Source organism: Humidesulfovibrio sp., assembly GCF_030689645.1.
GTDB lineage: Bacteria > Desulfobacterota > Desulfovibrionia > Desulfovibrionales > Desulfovibrionaceae > Humidesulfovibrio.
Genome location: NZ_JAUYFU010000026.1, coordinates 1 through 16,835 on the forward strand (window position 1 = coordinate 1; position 16,835 = coordinate 16,835).

General features: G+C 64.2%; 12 protein-coding genes. 7 read left to right on the forward strand and 5 right to left on the reverse strand.

The features are described 5' to 3' along the window. Positions 1 to 183 precede the first annotated feature (183 nt). Genes Q8O35_RS04320 through Q8O35_RS04330 form a run of 3 tightly spaced genes read left to right on the forward strand, consistent with a single transcriptional unit; the run spans position 184 to position 3,691 of the window. The gene (locus Q8O35_RS04320; RefSeq protein WP_305570983.1) at positions 184 to 954 is read left to right on the forward strand and encodes a 4Fe-4S dicluster domain-containing protein; all 771 of its coding nucleotides are present in this window, start codon (positions 184 to 186) and stop codon (positions 952 to 954) included. A 32-nt stretch (positions 955 to 986) separates the two neighbouring features. Then, a complete protein-coding gene (locus Q8O35_RS04325; protein WP_305570985.1) occupies positions 987 to 3,104 on the forward strand; it encodes an aldehyde ferredoxin oxidoreductase in 2,118 nt (705 codons plus the stop codon). Then, positions 3,101 to 3,691, forward strand: coding sequence for a hypothetical protein (locus Q8O35_RS04330; protein WP_305570987.1), 591 nt, complete (start codon positions 3,101 to 3,103; stop codon positions 3,689 to 3,691). The genes Q8O35_RS04325 and Q8O35_RS04330 overlap by 4 nt, the downstream gene beginning before the upstream one ends. A 106-nt stretch (positions 3,692 to 3,797) precedes the next feature. Here Q8O35_RS04330 and Q8O35_RS04335 read toward each other — a convergent pair whose 3' ends face one another. The 3 genes from Q8O35_RS04335 to Q8O35_RS04345 form a co-directional block, all read right to left on the reverse strand. Next, complete coding sequence (locus Q8O35_RS04335) at positions 3,798 to 6,863, reverse strand: SMC family ATPase (RefSeq protein ID WP_305570989.1); 3,066 nt, start codon at positions 6,861 to 6,863, stop codon at positions 3,798 to 3,800. Continuing rightward, complete coding sequence (locus tag Q8O35_RS04340; RefSeq protein ID WP_305570991.1) at positions 6,860 to 8,029, reverse strand: exonuclease SbcCD subunit D; 1,170 nt, start codon at positions 8,027 to 8,029, stop codon at positions 6,860 to 6,862. The genes Q8O35_RS04335 and Q8O35_RS04340 overlap by 4 nt, the downstream gene beginning before the upstream one ends. A gap of 132 nt (positions 8,030 to 8,161) precedes the next feature. Continuing rightward, positions 8,162 to 9,154 (reverse strand): NAD(P)H-dependent glycerol-3-phosphate dehydrogenase, encoded by a 993-nt coding sequence (locus Q8O35_RS04345; protein WP_305570993.1) that lies wholly within the window; start codon positions 9,152 to 9,154, stop codon positions 8,162 to 8,164. 229 nt (positions 9,155 to 9,383) lie between these two features. On the opposite strand from Q8O35_RS04345, the gene Q8O35_RS04350 reads away from it, so the two are divergent. The 3 genes from Q8O35_RS04350 to Q8O35_RS04360 all read left to right on the forward strand — a co-directional run bounded on the left by Q8O35_RS04350 (position 9,384) and on the right by Q8O35_RS04360 (position 11,927). Further along, positions 9,384 to 9,884 (forward strand): Lrp/AsnC family transcriptional regulator, encoded by a 501-nt coding sequence (locus Q8O35_RS04350; protein ID WP_305570995.1) that lies wholly within the window; start codon positions 9,384 to 9,386, stop codon positions 9,882 to 9,884. Positions 9,885 to 9,934: 50 nt separating this feature from the next. Continuing rightward, positions 9,935 to 11,206, forward strand: coding sequence for a glutamate-1-semialdehyde 2,1-aminomutase (hemL, locus tag Q8O35_RS04355; protein ID WP_305570998.1), 1,272 nt, complete (start codon positions 9,935 to 9,937; stop codon positions 11,204 to 11,206). 259 nt (positions 11,207 to 11,465) lie between these two features. Continuing rightward, positions 11,466 to 11,927: a helix-turn-helix domain-containing protein gene (locus tag Q8O35_RS04360; protein ID WP_305571000.1), complete on the forward strand. Its 462-nt coding sequence runs from the start codon at positions 11,466 to 11,468 to the stop codon at positions 11,925 to 11,927. Between the two features lie 498 nt (positions 11,928 to 12,425). On the opposite strand, the gene Q8O35_RS04365 is transcribed toward Q8O35_RS04360, so the two are convergent. Next, positions 12,426 to 13,340 carry a hypothetical protein gene (locus Q8O35_RS04365; protein ID WP_305571002.1) on the reverse strand — a complete coding sequence of 305 codons (915 nt, stop codon included), beginning with the start codon at positions 13,338 to 13,340 and terminating at the stop codon, positions 12,426 to 12,428. A 446-nt stretch (positions 13,341 to 13,786) separates the two neighbouring features. Between Q8O35_RS04365 and Q8O35_RS04370 the strand changes: the two genes are divergently transcribed. Further along, the gene (locus tag Q8O35_RS04370) at positions 13,787 to 14,908 is read left to right on the forward strand and encodes a glycoside hydrolase family 5 protein (RefSeq protein WP_305571004.1); all 1,122 of its coding nucleotides are present in this window, start codon (positions 13,787 to 13,789) and stop codon (positions 14,906 to 14,908) included. Here Q8O35_RS04370 and Q8O35_RS04375 read toward each other — a convergent pair. Next, positions 14,905 to 16,623, reverse strand: coding sequence for an ABC transporter ATP-binding protein/permease (locus tag Q8O35_RS04375; RefSeq protein WP_305571006.1), 1,719 nt, complete (start codon positions 16,621 to 16,623; stop codon positions 14,905 to 14,907). The two genes, Q8O35_RS04370 and Q8O35_RS04375, sit on opposite strands and share 4 nt — an antisense overlap. Positions 16,624 to 16,835 lie beyond the last annotated feature (212 nt).

Here is a 16,835-nt window from a genome sequence, read left to right on the forward strand (position 1 = left end):
CCACAATGTCAGAACGGAATCGTTCACCAGGCAGGACAAGCAAAATTGGTGCCGCACCAAGGTGTGGCGCTGCAGCCACTGCTCGATTGACGCCGGCGCAGGCTCCGATTATTCAACTTACGGTTGCGGTTATCCACGCGCCAAGGAGCGGGTGCCAAGCTGTCCACCCTGATGGGAGGAAACATGATGCGCGGAAGACATCCGGAGTTGATCAAGCTTGCGGCCAGTGCTGCTGGAATGGACGCCACCCTTTCAAGACGGGGCTTCCTCCTGCTCTCGGCCTGTGCAGTGTCCAGCCTCACGGCCCTGGGCCTGTGCGAGGCCCTGGGGGCTGGCGCCCCGCTGGTGATCCTGGACAACGCCCAGGGCATGATCCTGGCCGACCCTTCCCGCTGCGTGGGCTGCCAGCGCTGCGAACTGGCCTGCACGGAGTTCAACGACGGCCGCGCCCAGCCTTCCCTGTCCCGCATCAAGATCGACCGGGCCGCGAGCTTCGGGCCGGAGGGGCCCACCGCAGGCACTGGCGTCGGCCCGGCCATGCAGGGAACCTGGGGCAACGGCCTGGTGGTCCAGGGCGTGTGCCGCCAGTGCCCGCACCCTGTGCCCTGCGCCACGGCCTGCCCGGAGAACGCCATCGTGGCCGACCCCAGGACCGGGGCCCGGGTGGTGGACGCGAAGAAATGCGTGGGCTGCCGCCTGTGCCAGCGAGCCTGCCCCTGGGACATGATCTCCTTTGACGAGGAGCGCCAGAAGGCCTCCAAATGTTTCTTGTGCAACGGCAAGCCCAAATGCGTGGAAGCCTGCCCTTCCGCCGCCCTGCACTTCGTGCCCTGGCGGGACATCACCCGCGAGGGCCGCGCTGGAGCGGCAACCCTGACCGCGCTTTCAGCGGCCAAGACCAAGGCTTGCGTAGACTGCCACGCGCCCTCCGGCAAGAAGCCAGCCCGTCGCTAAAAACCAGGCCCCCATCTTTTGAGGAGTTCAACATGACCACGACCGACGGAGGCTTTGCCGGAAAGGTGCTGCGGGTGGACCTGTCCACTGGGAAGATAAGCACCCAGGACACCAGGGAGAAGTATGGGGCGGTGCTCGGCGGCACCGGGCTGGGCTACCAGGTTCTCTGGGAGGAGGTCCCTGCGGGCACCAACGCCTTTGACCCAGGCAACAAGATCGTTTTCGCCACTGGGGTGCTTGCGGGCACGGGCGTGCCCTGCAATGGCCGCACGGCTGTGACCTGTCTTTTCCCCACCTGCTGGCCCAAGCATCTGGTGGGCTCCGGCCACATGGGCGGAAACTTCGCGGCAAAGCTCAAATACGCGGGCTACGACGCCCTCATCGTGGAGGGCAAGGCCGACCGCCCCGTGTGGATCTTCATCCGCGACAACCGCGTAGAGCTGCGCGACGCCTCCCGCCTTTGGGGGTCCGGCATCCGCCGGGCCAACCTGGAGATCAGCCAGGAGATGGGCGCTGACTGCTCCGTGGCCGCCATTGGCCAGGCTGGGGAAAAGCTCGCGCCCATGGCCATCGTGTCCAACTCCCTGTCGCATTCCGCTGGCGGCGTGGGCGGAGTCATGGGCTCCAAGAACCTCAAGGCCATCGGCGTGCAGGGCAGCGGGGCCGTGCGCATAGCGGGCGACAAGGGCCAGTGGGAGCAGCTCATCAAATTCCACCTGTCCATCCTGGGCGGGAACAATCAGCATGTGGTGCCAAGCTTCCCCACCCCGCAGTCCGAGTACTACAACCCCGGCTCGCGCTGGGTGGGCGAACCCGGCAAACGCTGGGGGGCCGCCGACCCGCCCGTGGAAATCACAGGCAACATCTTTGACTTGAACCGCATCGCCTATCGCACCAACACCGCAGCCTTCTTCCTGGGCGACGGCGCCTGGAAGCACACGGTTCGCGGCAACGGCTGCACGGCCTGCCCCATCCGCTGCCACACGGTTCTTAGCGTGCCTGCGGTGGAGGCCAAGTACGGCATCAAGAAATCGGCCCAGAACACCTGCGCAGGCCTGTTCTTTGGCAGAACCTTCTTCAAGTCCATGCCCGGCGGATTCAAGGGGCCGGAGTCCCTGGAGGCTTGCATGGTGGGCATGCACCTGGCCGACGACCTGGGCGTGTGGTGCAATTACGGCCAGCTCCAGCGCGACTTCCTCAAGCTCCAGCGCGAGGGGCTGCTCAAGGCCAAGCTGGGCGCAAAGGAATACAACTCCATCGCCTGGGACAAGTTCGAGGCCGCCGACCCGGCGTTCCTGTTCGACATCCTGCCGCGCATCGGCGAGCGCCGGGGCGAGCTGGGCCACGTGCTCAGCCAGGGCACGGCCGGGCTGTTCTCCCAGTGGGGCATCTCCGAGGAATACTGGAGCCGGGACCATAACGCCGTGTACTGGAAGATGGGCCACCCAAAGCACCACGCCAACGAAGACGACGGCCAGTGCGGGGTGATCATCAACACCCAGTACAACCGCGACTCCCAGTGCCACTCGCACTCGAACTTCGTTCGCAACGGCCTGCCCCTTGCGGTGCAGAAAAAGCTGGCTGCAGAAACCTGGGGCTCGCCCGACGCCGTGGACGCCGTGGGCGACTACACCCCCATGAACGTGCACAAGGCCAGGCGGGCGCGCTGGTCCCTGGTGCGCAAAGAGCTGCACGACTGCCTGGGCCTGTGCAACTGGATGGGGCCCTGGGTTGCCTCGCCCCTCAAAGAGCGCGGCTACCGCGGCGACGACAGCCTGGAGTCTCGGTTCTACAGCCTGGCAACCGGCCAGAAGGTGGACCGCGAAGGGCTGGACCTCATGGGCGAACGCATTTTCACCCTGCACCGGGCCCTGACCATGCGCGACATGGGAGAGCCGGACATGCGCGCGCGCCACGACACCGTTCCGCCCTGGGTCTTTGAGGACTTGAGCGGCGCCGCACCCTTCACCAAGGGCACCATCCGCATGGACAGGGCCGACATCGCTCTGGCCATGGACCTGTTCTACGAAGTCATGGGCTGGGACAAGGCCACAGGCGCGCCCACCAAGGAAGCTTACGCCCGGCTCGGCCTGTCGGATGTGGGCAAGACTCTGGCAGAATCGAATCTCGTGCCTGGGAGCAAGGCATGACGCCCGAGGAGACGACCGTGCTCGCGGAGGCGGCGGTTGAAGCCGTGCGCGAGGCCAGTCGCCAGGGGCGACTGGTGACGAGTCAGGACGTGCTCGCGGCGCTGGAGGCGGACGGGACCTTCCTCGCGCCCGTTGGTCTGGAATCGAAAGAACAGCCGCCCCTGGCCGAAGACCTCTGCGCCCTGCTGGCTGGAATCCTTGCGGAGTCCCAGGAGATCGCCTCGTTTGAGAGCCTGTCCGGCGGCAGGACGCTGTACCACGCCCCCGCTCTGCTCAGCCGCACCTATGCCCGCATTCTGGACCGCAAAGGCTTCCCGCTTCAACTCATGGTGGAGGAGATCCGGTCCAACTCCCGAGATTACCCCCGGCCCGTGCCTGTGGAACTTTTCGAAGCGCCGCCCTTCGACCTGACCCCGGAGGAGATTGAACACGCCCTGAAAGCCTTGGCCGCAAGTCCCGACCACCAGGACATCACCTTCACCACCGCACCCACGGGGGCGCTGTACCTCTTCTCCACGCTCCACTTGGAGCGGGGCTATGCAACGTTCCTCGCGCAGCGGGCGGAATCCCTGGTCATGAACCCATAGGGCGCCACGCATAATCAATCCCCCCTGCCCGGCCGCCTCACCGAACAGTCATCCGCAAGGAAGAATGCGCGCGCAAAGAGGCGGAGCGAACGCACCCGCCAAGAAATCAACAATTCACCTGACAAATGGTGCTGCCGGACTTGGAGGGAAGCACGTCGATGCGCGCGTCGATGCGCTCCTTGAGTTCGGCCACGTGGGAGATGATGCCGATGAGCCGCCCCGCGCTGTGCAGCTCCATCAGAGTATCGAGCGCATACTCCAACGTCTCTCCATCCAGAGAACCAAAGCCCTCATCGATGAAGATGCTGTCCAGGTGGCGACCGCCCTGCTGGGCCATGACAACGTCTGACAAGCCCAAAGCCAGCGCCAGCGCCGCCAGAAAGGATTCTCCGCCGGAGAGAGTGGAGGCCGGACGCGTCTCGCCAATGAAGGCGTCGGTCACATCCAAGTCCAGGCCGCCTGTTGAGCGGCCATCTCGAGCGACACCCGCCCTCACCAGCAGATAACGCCCCCGGCTCATGCGCAAAAGCCGCTCCGAGGCGGCGCGGGCGACCTCCTCAAAGAGCGCGGCCAGCACGTAGCGCTGAAGGGTCATACGCAGAGGGTTCACCCCGCTCGCCAGTTCCGCCAAACGGCCAACCACGCGATACTGTGCCTCCAACTCCTTGGTGCGCTCGGCCTTTTCGCCAATGGCACGAAGCGATTCAAGCAATCCCTCCTGCTGGGTGCACAACTCGCCAAGCACCTGATTATGATGGGCAACCAAGGCCTGGGCCTCCTGCTGCGCCGCAACGAGCATCGGCATGTCCGGGCGCGTCTTCCCCTCGCAGGATGCCTCGGCCCTTGCCTGGCGATCCTTCGCTGCGGCGAGGGCCTCATTGAACTTCGCATGGCCCGTCCGCAGAGCCTCGGCCTGGGCGCGGGGCAGTTTGGCCTCCTGATATTCCTGCCGGGTGTGGAAACCATCCACAAGCAACCGCCGATCAAAGGTCTGCCGCTGCTCTGCAAGTTGCGCAGAGGCTGCGGCCTCAACCTGCTCCAGGCTTGTGCGCTCGCCTTGGCGGGTGTGGAGCGTTGATTCCAGTTCCGACAGCACGAACTGAGCCGCCTTGAACGCCTTCTCTGCGCTGGGGATGAGCCGGGCCAACTCTGCCAGGCGGGCCTGAATATTGGCCTCGGAGCTGGCCTCGCCGGAACCCGACATCTCGGCCTCGAAACGCTCCAGCATGCCGCAAGCGCTGCCCAGGGCACTGGCGGCTTCTGTCCGCGCCAACTCCGCAGCAACCTGCCGAGCCCGCAACTCCTGACGCGAGGCCTCCAGACTTTGGCGCTCGTCTCTGCACTTGGTCAGCCGCAGTTGTTGTCCGGCGACGCGGAGCTTTTCCTTGGCAAGAACCTGTAATCGGGAGGCCAGCTCCGTGGCGGAAGTCCCGGTTTCCTGCCCCAGGCTGGTCCGGCATTGCTCAAGCCCGCCAGCCAACTCAGCGAATTTTGTACGGGCCACCTCGGCCAAAGACCTAGCGGCGGCAAGAGCCTTCTCGCTGGTCAGCACCTGGGTCTCGGCCCGGTCAAGGTCGTCAGCATTTGGTTGGCCTTCCACATGCGCAGCGGGTTGCGGATGGTCAGCCGAACCGCAGACCGGGCAGGGAACACCCTTGACCAGCGCCGCCGCCAGACGTGAGGCTTGGCCCTCCATCAGGGCCTGCTGAGCCTCCTGGCGTTTCAGCAGTCCCTGGGTCAGCTCGGCCTCGCAGGTGGCGACTCCAGCCTCTGCCTGAGTCCGGGCATGCGCCGCCTGGATCTGATCGCGCAGCAGGCCGTCCAATTGAGTACGCTGCACCGCCAGCCCTTCCAGTCGCGAAATGTCCAGATCCAACCGGGCCAGGTCGCCGGCCTGAAGCGACAAGGTCTCGATCTCCCGCGTCAACTCGGCCATGCGCGCGTCGCAATCAGCCACCTGTGCTGCCGCCGACTCAGCCTGCGCACGGGCGTCATTGTCCCGCTGCTTGGCCTGATCGACCTGCTGGCGGGCAGCGTCGCGCTCACGCAACCGTTTGAGTTGGGCCACAAGCCGCTCCTGCTCGGCGGCGCGCTGGGGGGCTTTGGCCTGTTCCTGAAGGGCTTGCTCCATGACGCTTTGAGCGGCTGACCGCTGGCCGGAAAATGTTTCGATGTCTGCGGCCAGAATACGCAGGGCGCTGGCGCGATCTCTGGAGGTCTGTTCGCCTTGCGCCAGTGTTGCCTCCAGGTCCACATGATCGAGAGCCTTGAAAGCCCGCTCCGCCTTCTGGGACTGGACCTCCATGCGTGGCTGGTCGGCCTCAAGCCTCATCAAGGCTTCGGAGGCCAGCTCACGTTCGGTGAAATCCTTGTCCACGGCCTGGGCTTGAGCAGCCTTGGCCTGGGCTTCGGCCTGCACCAAGCGGGCGCTGGCAAGGGCTGCCTCCTGCTCCACGCTTCGAATCTTCAGCGCAGCCAAACGTGCTTCCAACTCGTTTACGTCCTGAGCCCCCTTGGCCGAAAGGATGGCTTCCATGCCCGAGCGCAGACTGTTCAGCATTTCAAGCAAGGCGCTGCGGCGGCGCTTCAGCGCCTCCTCTGCAAGCTTGTATTTCTCGGTGCCAAAGAGCTTTTGCAGAATCTTCTCCTTGTCATCGCTCTTGGCCAGCAAAAGCCGCCGGAACTCGCCTTGGGGCAAAACCATGACCTGCCGGAACTGCTCGCAGGTAAACCCCACCAGTTCCTCGATGCGCGCATCCACCTCGCCGACCTTGGAGAGACGCTCGCCCAATATAGCGCCCTCCGCGTCCACCTCGTACAGCTCCACGCGGTGCTGGCGCTCCACTGATTTTCCACGCGACAAGACGGACTGCGTCGGCTTGCGTTCGATGAAAAAACGTCGCTCACCCACTTGAAAGCGCAACGACACCGTGCATTCATCCGAGGGCAGAGCCAACTGGGAGCGCAGAAAACGGTCATTCTGACGCTCGCGCGCCTCGCCGCTGGCCTTGCCATACAATGCGTAGCACAGGCCATCCAGAAGCGATGTCTTGCCAGCGCCGGTGGGTCCGTTGATGAGCAGGAAGGGGTTGGTGCCGGTACGGGTGAAATCCACGGCCTGTTCGCCGGCAAAAGGACCAAAGGCGCGCAGGGTCAGCAACAGCGGCTTCATACGGACACCTCCGTGCTGCTCGTTGAGTTGTCGACAGAATGCTCGGCGCGAAGCATCTCGTCCACCACTGCCCGAAGCGCCTGCTCTTCGGCTTCATCAAGCTCGCTGTCAGCCACATGGCGGAAGAAGGCCGTGATGATCTCCCACTCCGTCTTGCCGCGCACGGTGATGCCTTCCTGCCCGGCCAGGCCAATGTTCTGGTAGGCCGTGCGGGTGATATTCAACACGTTGGGGTAGGCCTGACGCAACTTGGCCGCATAGTCGAAGAGCGCACCCCGGTCCGTGAGTTCAATCCACAGGTAGTCCTCGCGGCTTTGATCTGCCGCCGCCGCTCCCAGAAGCTGGTCCAGATCGCCGGAGATGATTCGCAGGTCGCGGCGAGGGGCGAAGGGCAGCAGCTCGCGGGTGAAGGAGCCGTCGGCCCCAAGGTCGTAAAGGGCGGCGCTCTTCGAGTGGCTGGCCTCGGAGAAGGAGTATTTCAGCGGGCTGCCTGCGTAGAACACAGTGTCCGTCACCGCCTGGGGGCGATGCAGGTGCCCCAGCAGGGTGAGGCTGAAGCGGCTGAAGTGCGCCGGATCAACGTGGCAGGCGCCGCCAATGGACAAGGGCCGTTCAGATTCGCTGGTGGAGCCGCCCAGGGTGAAGCAGTGGGACAGGCACACGCTGCGGTGTGAACACGCGGGCAATCCGGCCATGACCCGGCCCAACGCCTCGCTGAAGTCCCCGGCGGGCAGGTCTTGCTCGTGCACCTTCAGCATGACAGGGGTAATGTAGGGGAGCGGGAAAAAAGTCACCTGACCGCTGGCGTCGTCCAGGGTCACAGGCACAATTTCACCAGGCAGGCCGGGGGCGATATGCAGGCCGCGACTGCTCAGCAGCTTGCCGCCAAAGGCCAGGCGCTCAGCGCTGTCGTGGTTGCCGGGCGTGAGCAGGACACGCACGCCGAGGTCCAGCACCAGCCTCGACAGAAAATCGTCCATGAGTTGCGTTGCGGCAACCGGAGGGATGGCTCGGTCGTACACGTCGCCACTGATCGCGACAACATCGACCCTGCACTCGCGAACAATTGTCAGGGCCTGCTCCAGCACTTGCGCCTGGTCGTCGATCATGGAGACCTCATGGACCAGCTTACCGAGGTGCAGGTCGGCCAAGTGCAAAATTCGCATGCGAACTCCAGATCGGGATATGATTGTTTCATCGGTTTAATTACAAGGCAACACTGCAACATCCACAGGCGCTGCGGCAAACAAAAAAAGCCCCGCAAAGGCCGGGGCTCATTTCATCCGCAAGGCGATGGGCTACTCGCTCTTGAGCTCCCGGGCCATGAGGTCGCGCACGGCCTGGGCCGGGTCCTTGTCCTCATACAGAATGCGATAGACCTGCTCGGTAAGGGGCAGCTCCACGCCCAGCTTGTGTGCCAGCTGGTACACGCTCTGGGTGGTGCGCACGCCCTCGGCCACGGTCTTGGTCTCGGCCAGGATGTCGGAGAGCTTCTTGCCCTGGCCCAGCTTCATGCCCACCGTGCGGTTGCGCGAGAGGTCGCCCGTGCAGGTGAGCACAAGGTCGCCCATGCCGGAGAGGCCCATGAAAGTCTTTTGCTTTGCCCCCATGACCTTGCCCAGGCGGCTCATCTCGGCCAAGCCGCGGGTGATGAGCGCCGCGCGGGCGTCGTGGCCGAAGCCCAGGCCGTCGGCAATGCCTGCGCCGATGGCCATGACGTTTTTCAGCGCGCCGCCCAGCTCTACGCCCAGGAAGTCCTGATTGGTGTAGACCCGGAAGGAGTCGGTGGAGAAAAGGGCCTGCAGCTCTCGGCCAAGCTTCTTGTCCGCGCAGCCCAGGCTCACGGTGGTGGGCAGGCCCAGGCTCACCTCTTTGGCGAAGCTGGGGCCGGAGAGCGCGGCGTAGCGCGGAGCCAGGGACTCCAGCGCCTCGGCCACCACCTGGGACATAGGCGCCAGGGTGTTGTTCTCAATGCCCTTGCTGGCGCAGACCATGATGGGCTTCTTGGGCAGAATGTCGCGAAAGCTCTCAAGGCTTGCGCGCATGAACTGGCTGGGAACCACCAGCAGGAAAACCTTGGCCCCGGCAAAGGCCCGGGCCGGGTTCGAGTGCAGCTGGAGCGCCGGGGAAAGTTCAAGGTCGGGCAGAAACCAGGTGTTGCGGCCCTTTTCCTTCATCTCGGCCAAGAGTTCGGGCTCGCGGACCCAGAGAGTGGTGGGCACGCCCTTTTTTGCCAGAAGGTCGGCCAGGGTTGTGCCCCAGCTTCCCGCGCCGATGACGGCGGTCTTCATGCACTGCGCTCCTTGATTGAGGGGGGGGTGCCGCGGGCGCGAGGCTCGCGCGGCGCAACAGACGGTGTGAGCCTTCATACCTGCTGCCGCGGGGCGAGGCAACCCCCCAGGGCACGGCTCCAGATATCCAGGCGGGGCGAGTTGCAAGCGGCCCCGGCCTCGGATACAAGAACGCGTCCCGCAACCGTTTTTGCGGGCACCACCGAAACCAAGCGAGCAGCCCATGAGCATGAGCGAGAAGTCCAAGAAGACCCCGGCCCCCGTGTTCACGGACACGGAAAAACGCATCCTGGCCCTGGCGGGCGCGGACCTGCCCGACTCGCCCACGCCCTTTGCCGACATCGCCGCTCAGACGGGCGCCACCGAGGCCGAGGTCCTTGCGCTCATCACGCGGCTGAAGGAGGACGGCGTCATCCGCCGCTTCGGGGCCACCCTGCGCCACCAGAAGGCTGGCTACGGGCACAACGCCATGGTGGCCTGGCGCGTGGACGACCCGGACGAGGCCCTGCGCGTGGGCGAGATGATGGCCGCACGGACCGAGATCAGCCATTGCTACATCCGCCGCACCTACCCACAGTGGAAGTACAACATCTACACCATGATCCACGGCAAGAACCCCGGCGACACCACCCGCGTCGTCGAGGAAATCTCGCGCGATACGGGCGTCACGGACAACCAGACCCTGGCGTCATTGCGTGAGCTGAAAAAAACATCCATGCGCTACTTCTAACCACGGCCCCAAGCAGAGAGCCCAAGCCGCGAACGAACGGAGAACCCGCCATGTCCACCAAGTCTGAAGCATATTTCCAGCGCGCCCAGAACATCCTGCCCGGTGGCGTCAACAGCCCGGTGCGCGCCTGCAAAAGCGTGGGCTGCGAGCCCCTGTTCATCAACCGCGCCAACGGCAGCCGCATGTGGACCGTGGACGGGACCGAACTCCTCGACTTCGTCATGAGTTGGGGCCCGATGCTGCTGGGACACGCCAACGCCGATGTGGAGAAGGCCGCCATCCAGGCGCTGCAGAACGGCGCAAGCTTCGGCGCCCCCTGCCCGGCTGAGGTGGAGCTGGGCGAACTCATCCGCGAGATCATGCCCGGCATGGAGATGGTGCGCATGGTCTCCAGCGGCACCGAGGCGACCATGAGCGCCGTGCGCCTGGCGCGCGGGTTCACGGGCCGGGCCAAGGTGCTCAAGTTCGACGGCTGCTACCACGGCCACAGCGACGGCTTTCTTGTGAGCGCTGGCAGCGGCGTGGCCACCCTGTGCATCCCCGGCACCCCGGGCGTGCCCGACGCCATCGCCAACCTGACGCTCTTGGCCCCGTACAACGATCTGGCCGCAGTGGAGGCCCAGTTCGCCGCCCACGGCGCGGACATCGCCTGCATCATCGTGGAGCCCGTCGCGGGCAACGTGGGCCTCATCCCCCCGGCCAAGGGCTTCCTTGAAGGCCTGCGCGAGATCTGCAACCGCTACGGCGCGCTGCTCATCTTCGACGAGGTCATCACCGGCTTCCGCGTGGCCCTTGGCGGCGCGCAGCAGCGCTTCGGCGTCACCCCGGACCTCACCACCCTGGGCAAAATCATCGGTGGCGGGTTTCCCGTTGGCTGCTACGGCGGCAAGCGCGCCGTCATGGAGCACATCGCGCCCAGCGGGCCGGTGTACCAGGCGGGCACGCTTTCGGGCAACCCCGTAGCCATGGCCGCTGGCATCGCCACCCTGAAGCAGCTGGCCAGAAGCGACTACGCCGGGCTCGAAAAGCGCACCAAGACCTTTGCCGAAAAACTGGCGGACATTCTGCGCGCCAAGGGCCGCGACGTGGTGCTGAACCAGATGGCGTCCATGTTCACAATATTCCTCACCAGCACGCCGGTGACTGACTACGCAACAGCCAAGACCGCCGACGGCGCGGCTTACGGCGAGTTCTACCGCCAGATGCGCGCCCTTGGCGTGAACCTCGCGCCTTCGGGCTTCGAGTGCGCGTTCACGTCCTTCGCCCACACGGATGCGGACCTGGAAAAGGCCCTGGCCGCGGCGCAGCAGGTGAAGCTGTAGGGAAGCATCGGCAGGCGCACAGAGGCAAGCAGAAAGCAGAGCCCGTCGGAAGCGATTCCGGCGGGCTTTTCCGCACCAACGGGCCTGGGTGACGTTCAGCTTGTGCGGCTCGCCCCCGCTATGATGCGTATTTCCCTGAAATCTACGTGAAAGTGCTGCCGCATCTTGGCGAAACCACGATTGAAAGGTACGTTGGCAACGGTAGGCGCGCATGGCGTCTGAAGATAGAGACAAAACCGAAATCAGAGGTCCGCATATTTTGACGTCCGCTCCTGACAGCTTTTCCCCAGACGCCTTTGCGGCCCGCCTGCGTGACATTCGCAAGGCCACCGGTCGAACCGGGGCAGACATCGCCCAGCACGGAAACATCACCAAGCAGACCTTTTCAGGATACCTGCACACAGGCAGGCTGCCCTCGGCAAGCGTGCTGGGCAGCTGGGTGTTGCGCCTGGGCATCAACGCCAACTGGCTGCTCACCGGGCAAGGCCCCATGCTCCTTGAACAAACTCTGCACTCTGCGGTTCCCGTGGTGGAGCGCATCTCCCGGCTCGTTGCGGAACTGCGCGAGACCGGCGCCGACGAGGCCGAGGTTCTGCACTCGCTGCTCGCAATGCTGCAGGAAGAATTGGCCCGGCTTGAGAACGACGACAGCCAGCCCAGCGACCTGGCAGCCCGGCCCGCCCTCGACTCCGCCGCTTCCCTCGGCGGCGCAAAAGCCTAGCCGCACCTGCGGAGAACCGTCACCTACGCCTGTACGCACATCCTGCGAAACATGCCCAGCGCCCAGCGCCAAGCCTGCGGACCAACACTCCGCAGGCGCGCTGCCGCATCCTCTTGCTTGACGCTGGAACCCCGGAGACGGAAATTCGTCCTCAACGTCTCCTGTTTATCACGTTCCTTCAGGGCGCCGATGCCAGATGCGCCCCTGACTGAATCCTCAGCACGGCGGACGTAGATGTTCTCCCGGCGAAAGCGCCCTGCACAGCGGTGCCGGATTGAACGCTGACCAGTTCGTGGACGGGTGCGATGCGGCATCGAGACTTACACGGGGCCGACTTGTGGGGTAACGGGGAATTTCGGAACAACAAGGGAGAGAAAGGAACGAGAAGGCTTGCAGCGGACGACCGTGAGCCAGTGAGCATGGTGTTGAGACAGTCTTGGCTGCGCAGCATGCCGGGGCGACGGTCAGCCCTCTGTGGCGCAACGCCTGTGACGCCCGCTACGGGTGCCCAAACTCCGCCTGAAGGCGGGCCAGCGCCTCCATCTCCCTATCATGATAGCGCTCCTTGTCTATCAGCGTCGGCTGGCCGGTGGGCGGAACGTCGTGGTGCATGTACCGGTAGATGTCGAAATGTCCGCAGGTGTACCCGCGCACATGCACGTCCCGGAACCATTGGCAGCCGACGTCCAGGATCTGCTTGCCGACGCTGAGAATGGCCCCGAAGGGCGTGACGCGCCCATGAGGCGCTGTGATGCCCCGAGCCTTCTGCATGTCGATGAGCGCGCACCACTCGTTGACCCGGCATTCCGGGAGCGGCCAGGGCTGCGTCTCAAACATCCTGTGCATGCGGGGCAGATGGTAGGCCCTCATGAGCGACCCCTCGGGGGCGCGGGTCTTCATATAGAGGTCGCGCAGCTCAGGGAAGGTGGGGCGATACTGCATGTAGGCTTCCGAACCGCACTTGCCCGTAAAGGACGCCGGGCAATACCAGCACTGACCGATGTGCCCAATGGCGATGTGCTCGCCCATGGCCTCCAGCATGGGGCCGATGACGTCCTGGCGAAAAACCGCGTCGTTGTGGATGATCAGAACGTGGTCCTTGTCGGTCTGCTCCCAACCGAACTGGTAACGAATGGCGTGGCGGCGCTCCGTATCTTCGAGTTCTCCAAGATCCAGGCCAAAGCAGTAGTTCCACTGCTTGGGCATCATGTAGACGATCTTGTCCTTCAGCCGCTCCCTGACGAACTCATGGTGCCCGCCCGCCATCTGGACGTTGCGGGTGTCCGTGTTCTCTTCAACAAAGTAAATTTTGTCGATGTGCTGTCCGCTCGCCCGGTCAAGGGAGAGCAAGGCCAGGGCAGTCTGGTGCACCTTGCCGCAAACGTTGATCAAAACATCAACCTTTCTGTCCACTCTCTCACCAGCCTTGGCGTTGGGGCGCTTCCTGGTCCATCAGCATGCATACCTGACTGAACATATACAAATTTTCACCACACTCAGATATCCGTGTCAAGAGAACGGCTGATTCTGGAATAGACAGGCGGCTGTCTCTTGCTCTTCACGCCCTCGATGAACAGCTCCTTGACCGAGGAGAGCTCCGTCCGCCCACTTCGCCCTTCCTGTGCGGGCTGCCGGAGGCCTCTGACTCGCCCGTGACCGGGCCGATGGTCATTGCCGCGCTCCAACCCGCATTGCATGGGGTAGCCATGTTCCTCCGGGCCAAGCTGTTGCTGTTGCAATGGCTGTTAATCTTGAGGTAAAAGGAAATTGCACATGACTTGTCCTCCTGCGCAGGTCTTTACCCATCGACGGGACCTGCACGCTTTCGAAACCGCGCCGATGGACCAGCGAGGAACGCCATGCCCAATGCCCCTGCCCAATCACCCCACCCTGCCCACCTGCGCGGCGTGAACCTTGGCGGCTGGCTGCTGCTCGAAAAATGGATGACCCCAAGCCTGTTCGCAGGGCTTGAGGCCACGGATGAAACCACTTGGTGCGCCGAACTGGGCCATCAGGCCCCTGCGCGCCTGCGCGCCCACTGGGAAAGCTTCATCACGCGCGAGGACTTTGCCTGGCTTGCAGGCGTCGGCGTAAACTCCGTGCGCATCCCCGTCGGGCACTGGATCTTCGGACCGCCGTACCCCTACCACGCCAAATACGGCGCCAACCCGCACCCCTTTGTGGAGGGCGGCCTCGACGTCCTCGACCGCGCGTTTAAGTGGGCGACGGAATTCGGCATTTGCGTCATCATCGACTTCCACGCCGCCCCTGGCTGCCAGAACGGCTTTGACAACGGCGGCATCAAGGACGTGGTTGAATGGCACACGCGGGAGGAATACATCGCGCATTCGGTCCTCGTGCTGGGTCGGCTGGCCGAACGCTATGGCGCCGAGCCCGCCCTGTACGGCATCGAGCTGCTCAACGAGCCGCGCTGGGACATCCCGACGGAGGTGCTCACGGCTTTCAACCTGCGCGCCTACGACGCCATCCGGGAGCACTGCCCGCCAGAACGCGTGGCCATCGTTTTCCACGACGGTTTCCGCTCGCACCGCGAATACCTTGGCTTCATGCAGCCGCCGCAGCACCAGAACGTCATATTCGACATCCACCGCTACCAGTGCTTCAGCCGCGAGGACCTCGACATGGACATCAACGGCCACATGCACAAGGCCGGGGTGCTATGGGCCGAGGAAGCCCGCGACATCCACCGCGAGCTGAAGCTGCCTGCCATAGTGGGAGAATGGAGCCTGGGGCTTAACCTGGAGGTGGTTTCTCTCTGGGCTGAGGGGCCCTACGACCATGCCCTGACCCATATGGACGATTTCCAGCGGGACGTGGCCTACCGGGCCTATGCCGCAGCGCAACTGCTTACGTACGAGCAGTATCGCGGCTGGTTCTTCTGGAGCTACCGCACCGAGACCACGCCGGAATGGTGCTTCCGCGAATGCGTGGAGAGAGGCTGGCTGCCGCCGCGCTTCTAGCGGTCGTTGCCGTTTCCGCGCCGCCGTTCGCCAAACAGGAGCTTGGTCTCGCTCAAACGGTTCAGGACCAGCGTGCGGTTGTGCAGTCTCTTGAGGCCTGGGTGAAAGCTGATGTTCAGGAGGGTCGCCTCTGGCAGCTCGCGGCCAAGCATCTCCAGAATCTGCCGTTCTCCCTCGGGATCAAAGGCGTCGGTGGCCTCCTCCAGGAAGACCCAGGCCGGCCGCTGGAGCAGGACACGCGCAAAACCCAGTTGCTGCTGAGCGCGTTGCGGCAGCGCCTGCTCCCAGTTGTCCCGCTCATCCAGTCGGGGGACAAGCCGGAGCAGCCCAACGCGTTCAAGGGCGCTGGTGATTTCTGCGGAAGAAAAGGCTGCCGCAGGACGCGGGTAGCTGATAGTTTCCCGCAGGGAGCCTTCCGGCAGAAGGGGCCGCTGGGCCAGGAACAACATGTCGCCCGCTCCGGGCAGCGAAACCCGCCCGCCGCCCCAGGGCCAAAGTCCGCCGAGAACCTTGAACAGGCTCCCGGTCACTGCCGGGTCCCCGGTTATCAGGACCCGTTCGCCGCTGTAGATGTCAACGCTGAACTTCTCGATCAGGACACGGCCCGACGGCTCGGCGATGCAGAGGTCCTCGATCACCAGGCGGTCGCCGGACGTCCGCTCCAGAACAATGCTTGAGCATCCCGCCGTCTTGGCCCTGGCGTCCATCTGCTCCATGTCCTCGTAGAGCGACAGGACGCGTTCAGCCGAGGCGCGGCAACGCGCGATTTCACCGATGCTGTCCACCGGCCAGGAGAGGGAGGACGTGAGCTGCTGGAACGCTTGCGCGGACTGCATCAGCGCACCGAGGGTCATGGCCCCGTAGATGTACTGGGGGGCGGCGAGGAGGATAGGCAGCACCGGCAGCAGCGAGCCATACACTGTCCCGAATGAGACGAGGCCCAGGTACGCGAAGGATTGCTTTTGCCAGTCGCGCATGACCTGGCTGAAACGCACGGATGAGCCTTCGCGCTCCCGCGGTTCGCCCCGCATGAGCGCTATGGATTCCGAGTGCTCCCGCACCCGTGACAGGCCGAAACGAAAGGTGGCTTCTGCGGTCTGCAGGGCGTTGGTCGTCCGCACCAGCGGGCGGCCGACAACCCAGCCGAAGGCGCTGCCCAGGCCTGCATACAAAAAGGCCACCGGCACCATGTAGCCCGGCACGTTGACATTGAACCCCGGCACGTTGACAGAGCCCGACACCGTCCACAGGATGTTGACGAAAAGGCTGAAGATCAAAACGCTGAAGGTCAGCGAATGGGCAAGCCCGATGGCGCTTTCCGTGGCGATGCGGATGTCCTCGGCGATGCGTTGGTCAGGATTGTCATGTTCGCCAGGGGTGAAGAGCAGCCGGTAGTGGTGGGCGTCTTCCATCCATCTTCCCACCAACTGGTCGGTCAGCCAGGCGCGCCAGTCGATTTGCAGCCAGCGCTTGACCATGAGGTGCGAGGCTGTGACGACGAGGGAACACGCGATAATTCCGGCAAATATTGTAATCTGGATGACGACGCCGCGAACGGAGCGCTGCTCAAGGGCGTCATAAAGCGCCCTGTTCCAGTAATTCCCCACTACGGCGAGCCCGACCTGCGCCATGGTGAGCAGCAGCAGCAAAAGGGTCGCGCCCCGCACCTTGGCACGCCGCTCGCAATGCCAGTACGGGCCGGCAAGGCGAAGCACCTGCTGGAGAAAGCTTTTCCGGGTGCCGAGCGTACAGCTTGGAGAGGCGGTCGGTGCAGAGTTCGGAGTAGGGTCTGTCATTGCCATATGGGTTAAGGCTGCGGGCGGGGCTGACCCCTGATGAAAACGAACGAAATCAGCGCACAATGCGAGCTTCTTTCCACAGCATACCAGGGAATTTGTCCAGACCACAAGCAAAAGCTATAGGCCAT

What these genes read in the sequence shown, in the direction of transcription:
- Q8O35_RS04320 (WP_305570983.1), top strand. Translation starts at nt 184, where the DNA reads ATGATGCGCGGAAGACATCCGGAGTTGATCAAGCTTGCGGCCAGTGCT.
- Q8O35_RS04325 (WP_305570985.1), top strand. Translation starts at nt 987, where the DNA reads ATGACCACGACCGACGGAGGCTTTGCCGGAAAGGTGCTGCGGGTGGAC.
- Q8O35_RS04330 (WP_305570987.1), top strand. Translation starts at nt 3,101, where the DNA reads ATGACGCCCGAGGAGACGACCGTGCTCGCGGAGGCGGCGGTTGAAGCC.
- Q8O35_RS04335 (WP_305570989.1), bottom strand. Translation starts at nt 6,863, where the DNA reads ATGAAGCCGCTGTTGCTGACCCTGCGCGCCTTTGGTCCTTTTGCCGGC.
- Q8O35_RS04340 (WP_305570991.1), bottom strand. Translation starts at nt 8,029, where the DNA reads ATGCGAATTTTGCACTTGGCCGACCTGCACCTCGGTAAGCTGGTCCAT.
- Q8O35_RS04345 (WP_305570993.1), bottom strand. Translation starts at nt 9,154, where the DNA reads ATGAAGACCGCCGTCATCGGCGCGGGAAGCTGGGGCACAACCCTGGCC.
- Q8O35_RS04350 (WP_305570995.1), top strand. Translation starts at nt 9,384, where the DNA reads ATGAGCGAGAAGTCCAAGAAGACCCCGGCCCCCGTGTTCACGGACACG.
- hemL (WP_305570998.1), top strand. Translation starts at nt 9,935, where the DNA reads ATGTCCACCAAGTCTGAAGCATATTTCCAGCGCGCCCAGAACATCCTG.
- Q8O35_RS04370 (WP_305571004.1), top strand. Translation starts at nt 13,787, where the DNA reads ATGCCCAATGCCCCTGCCCAATCACCCCACCCTGCCCACCTGCGCGGC.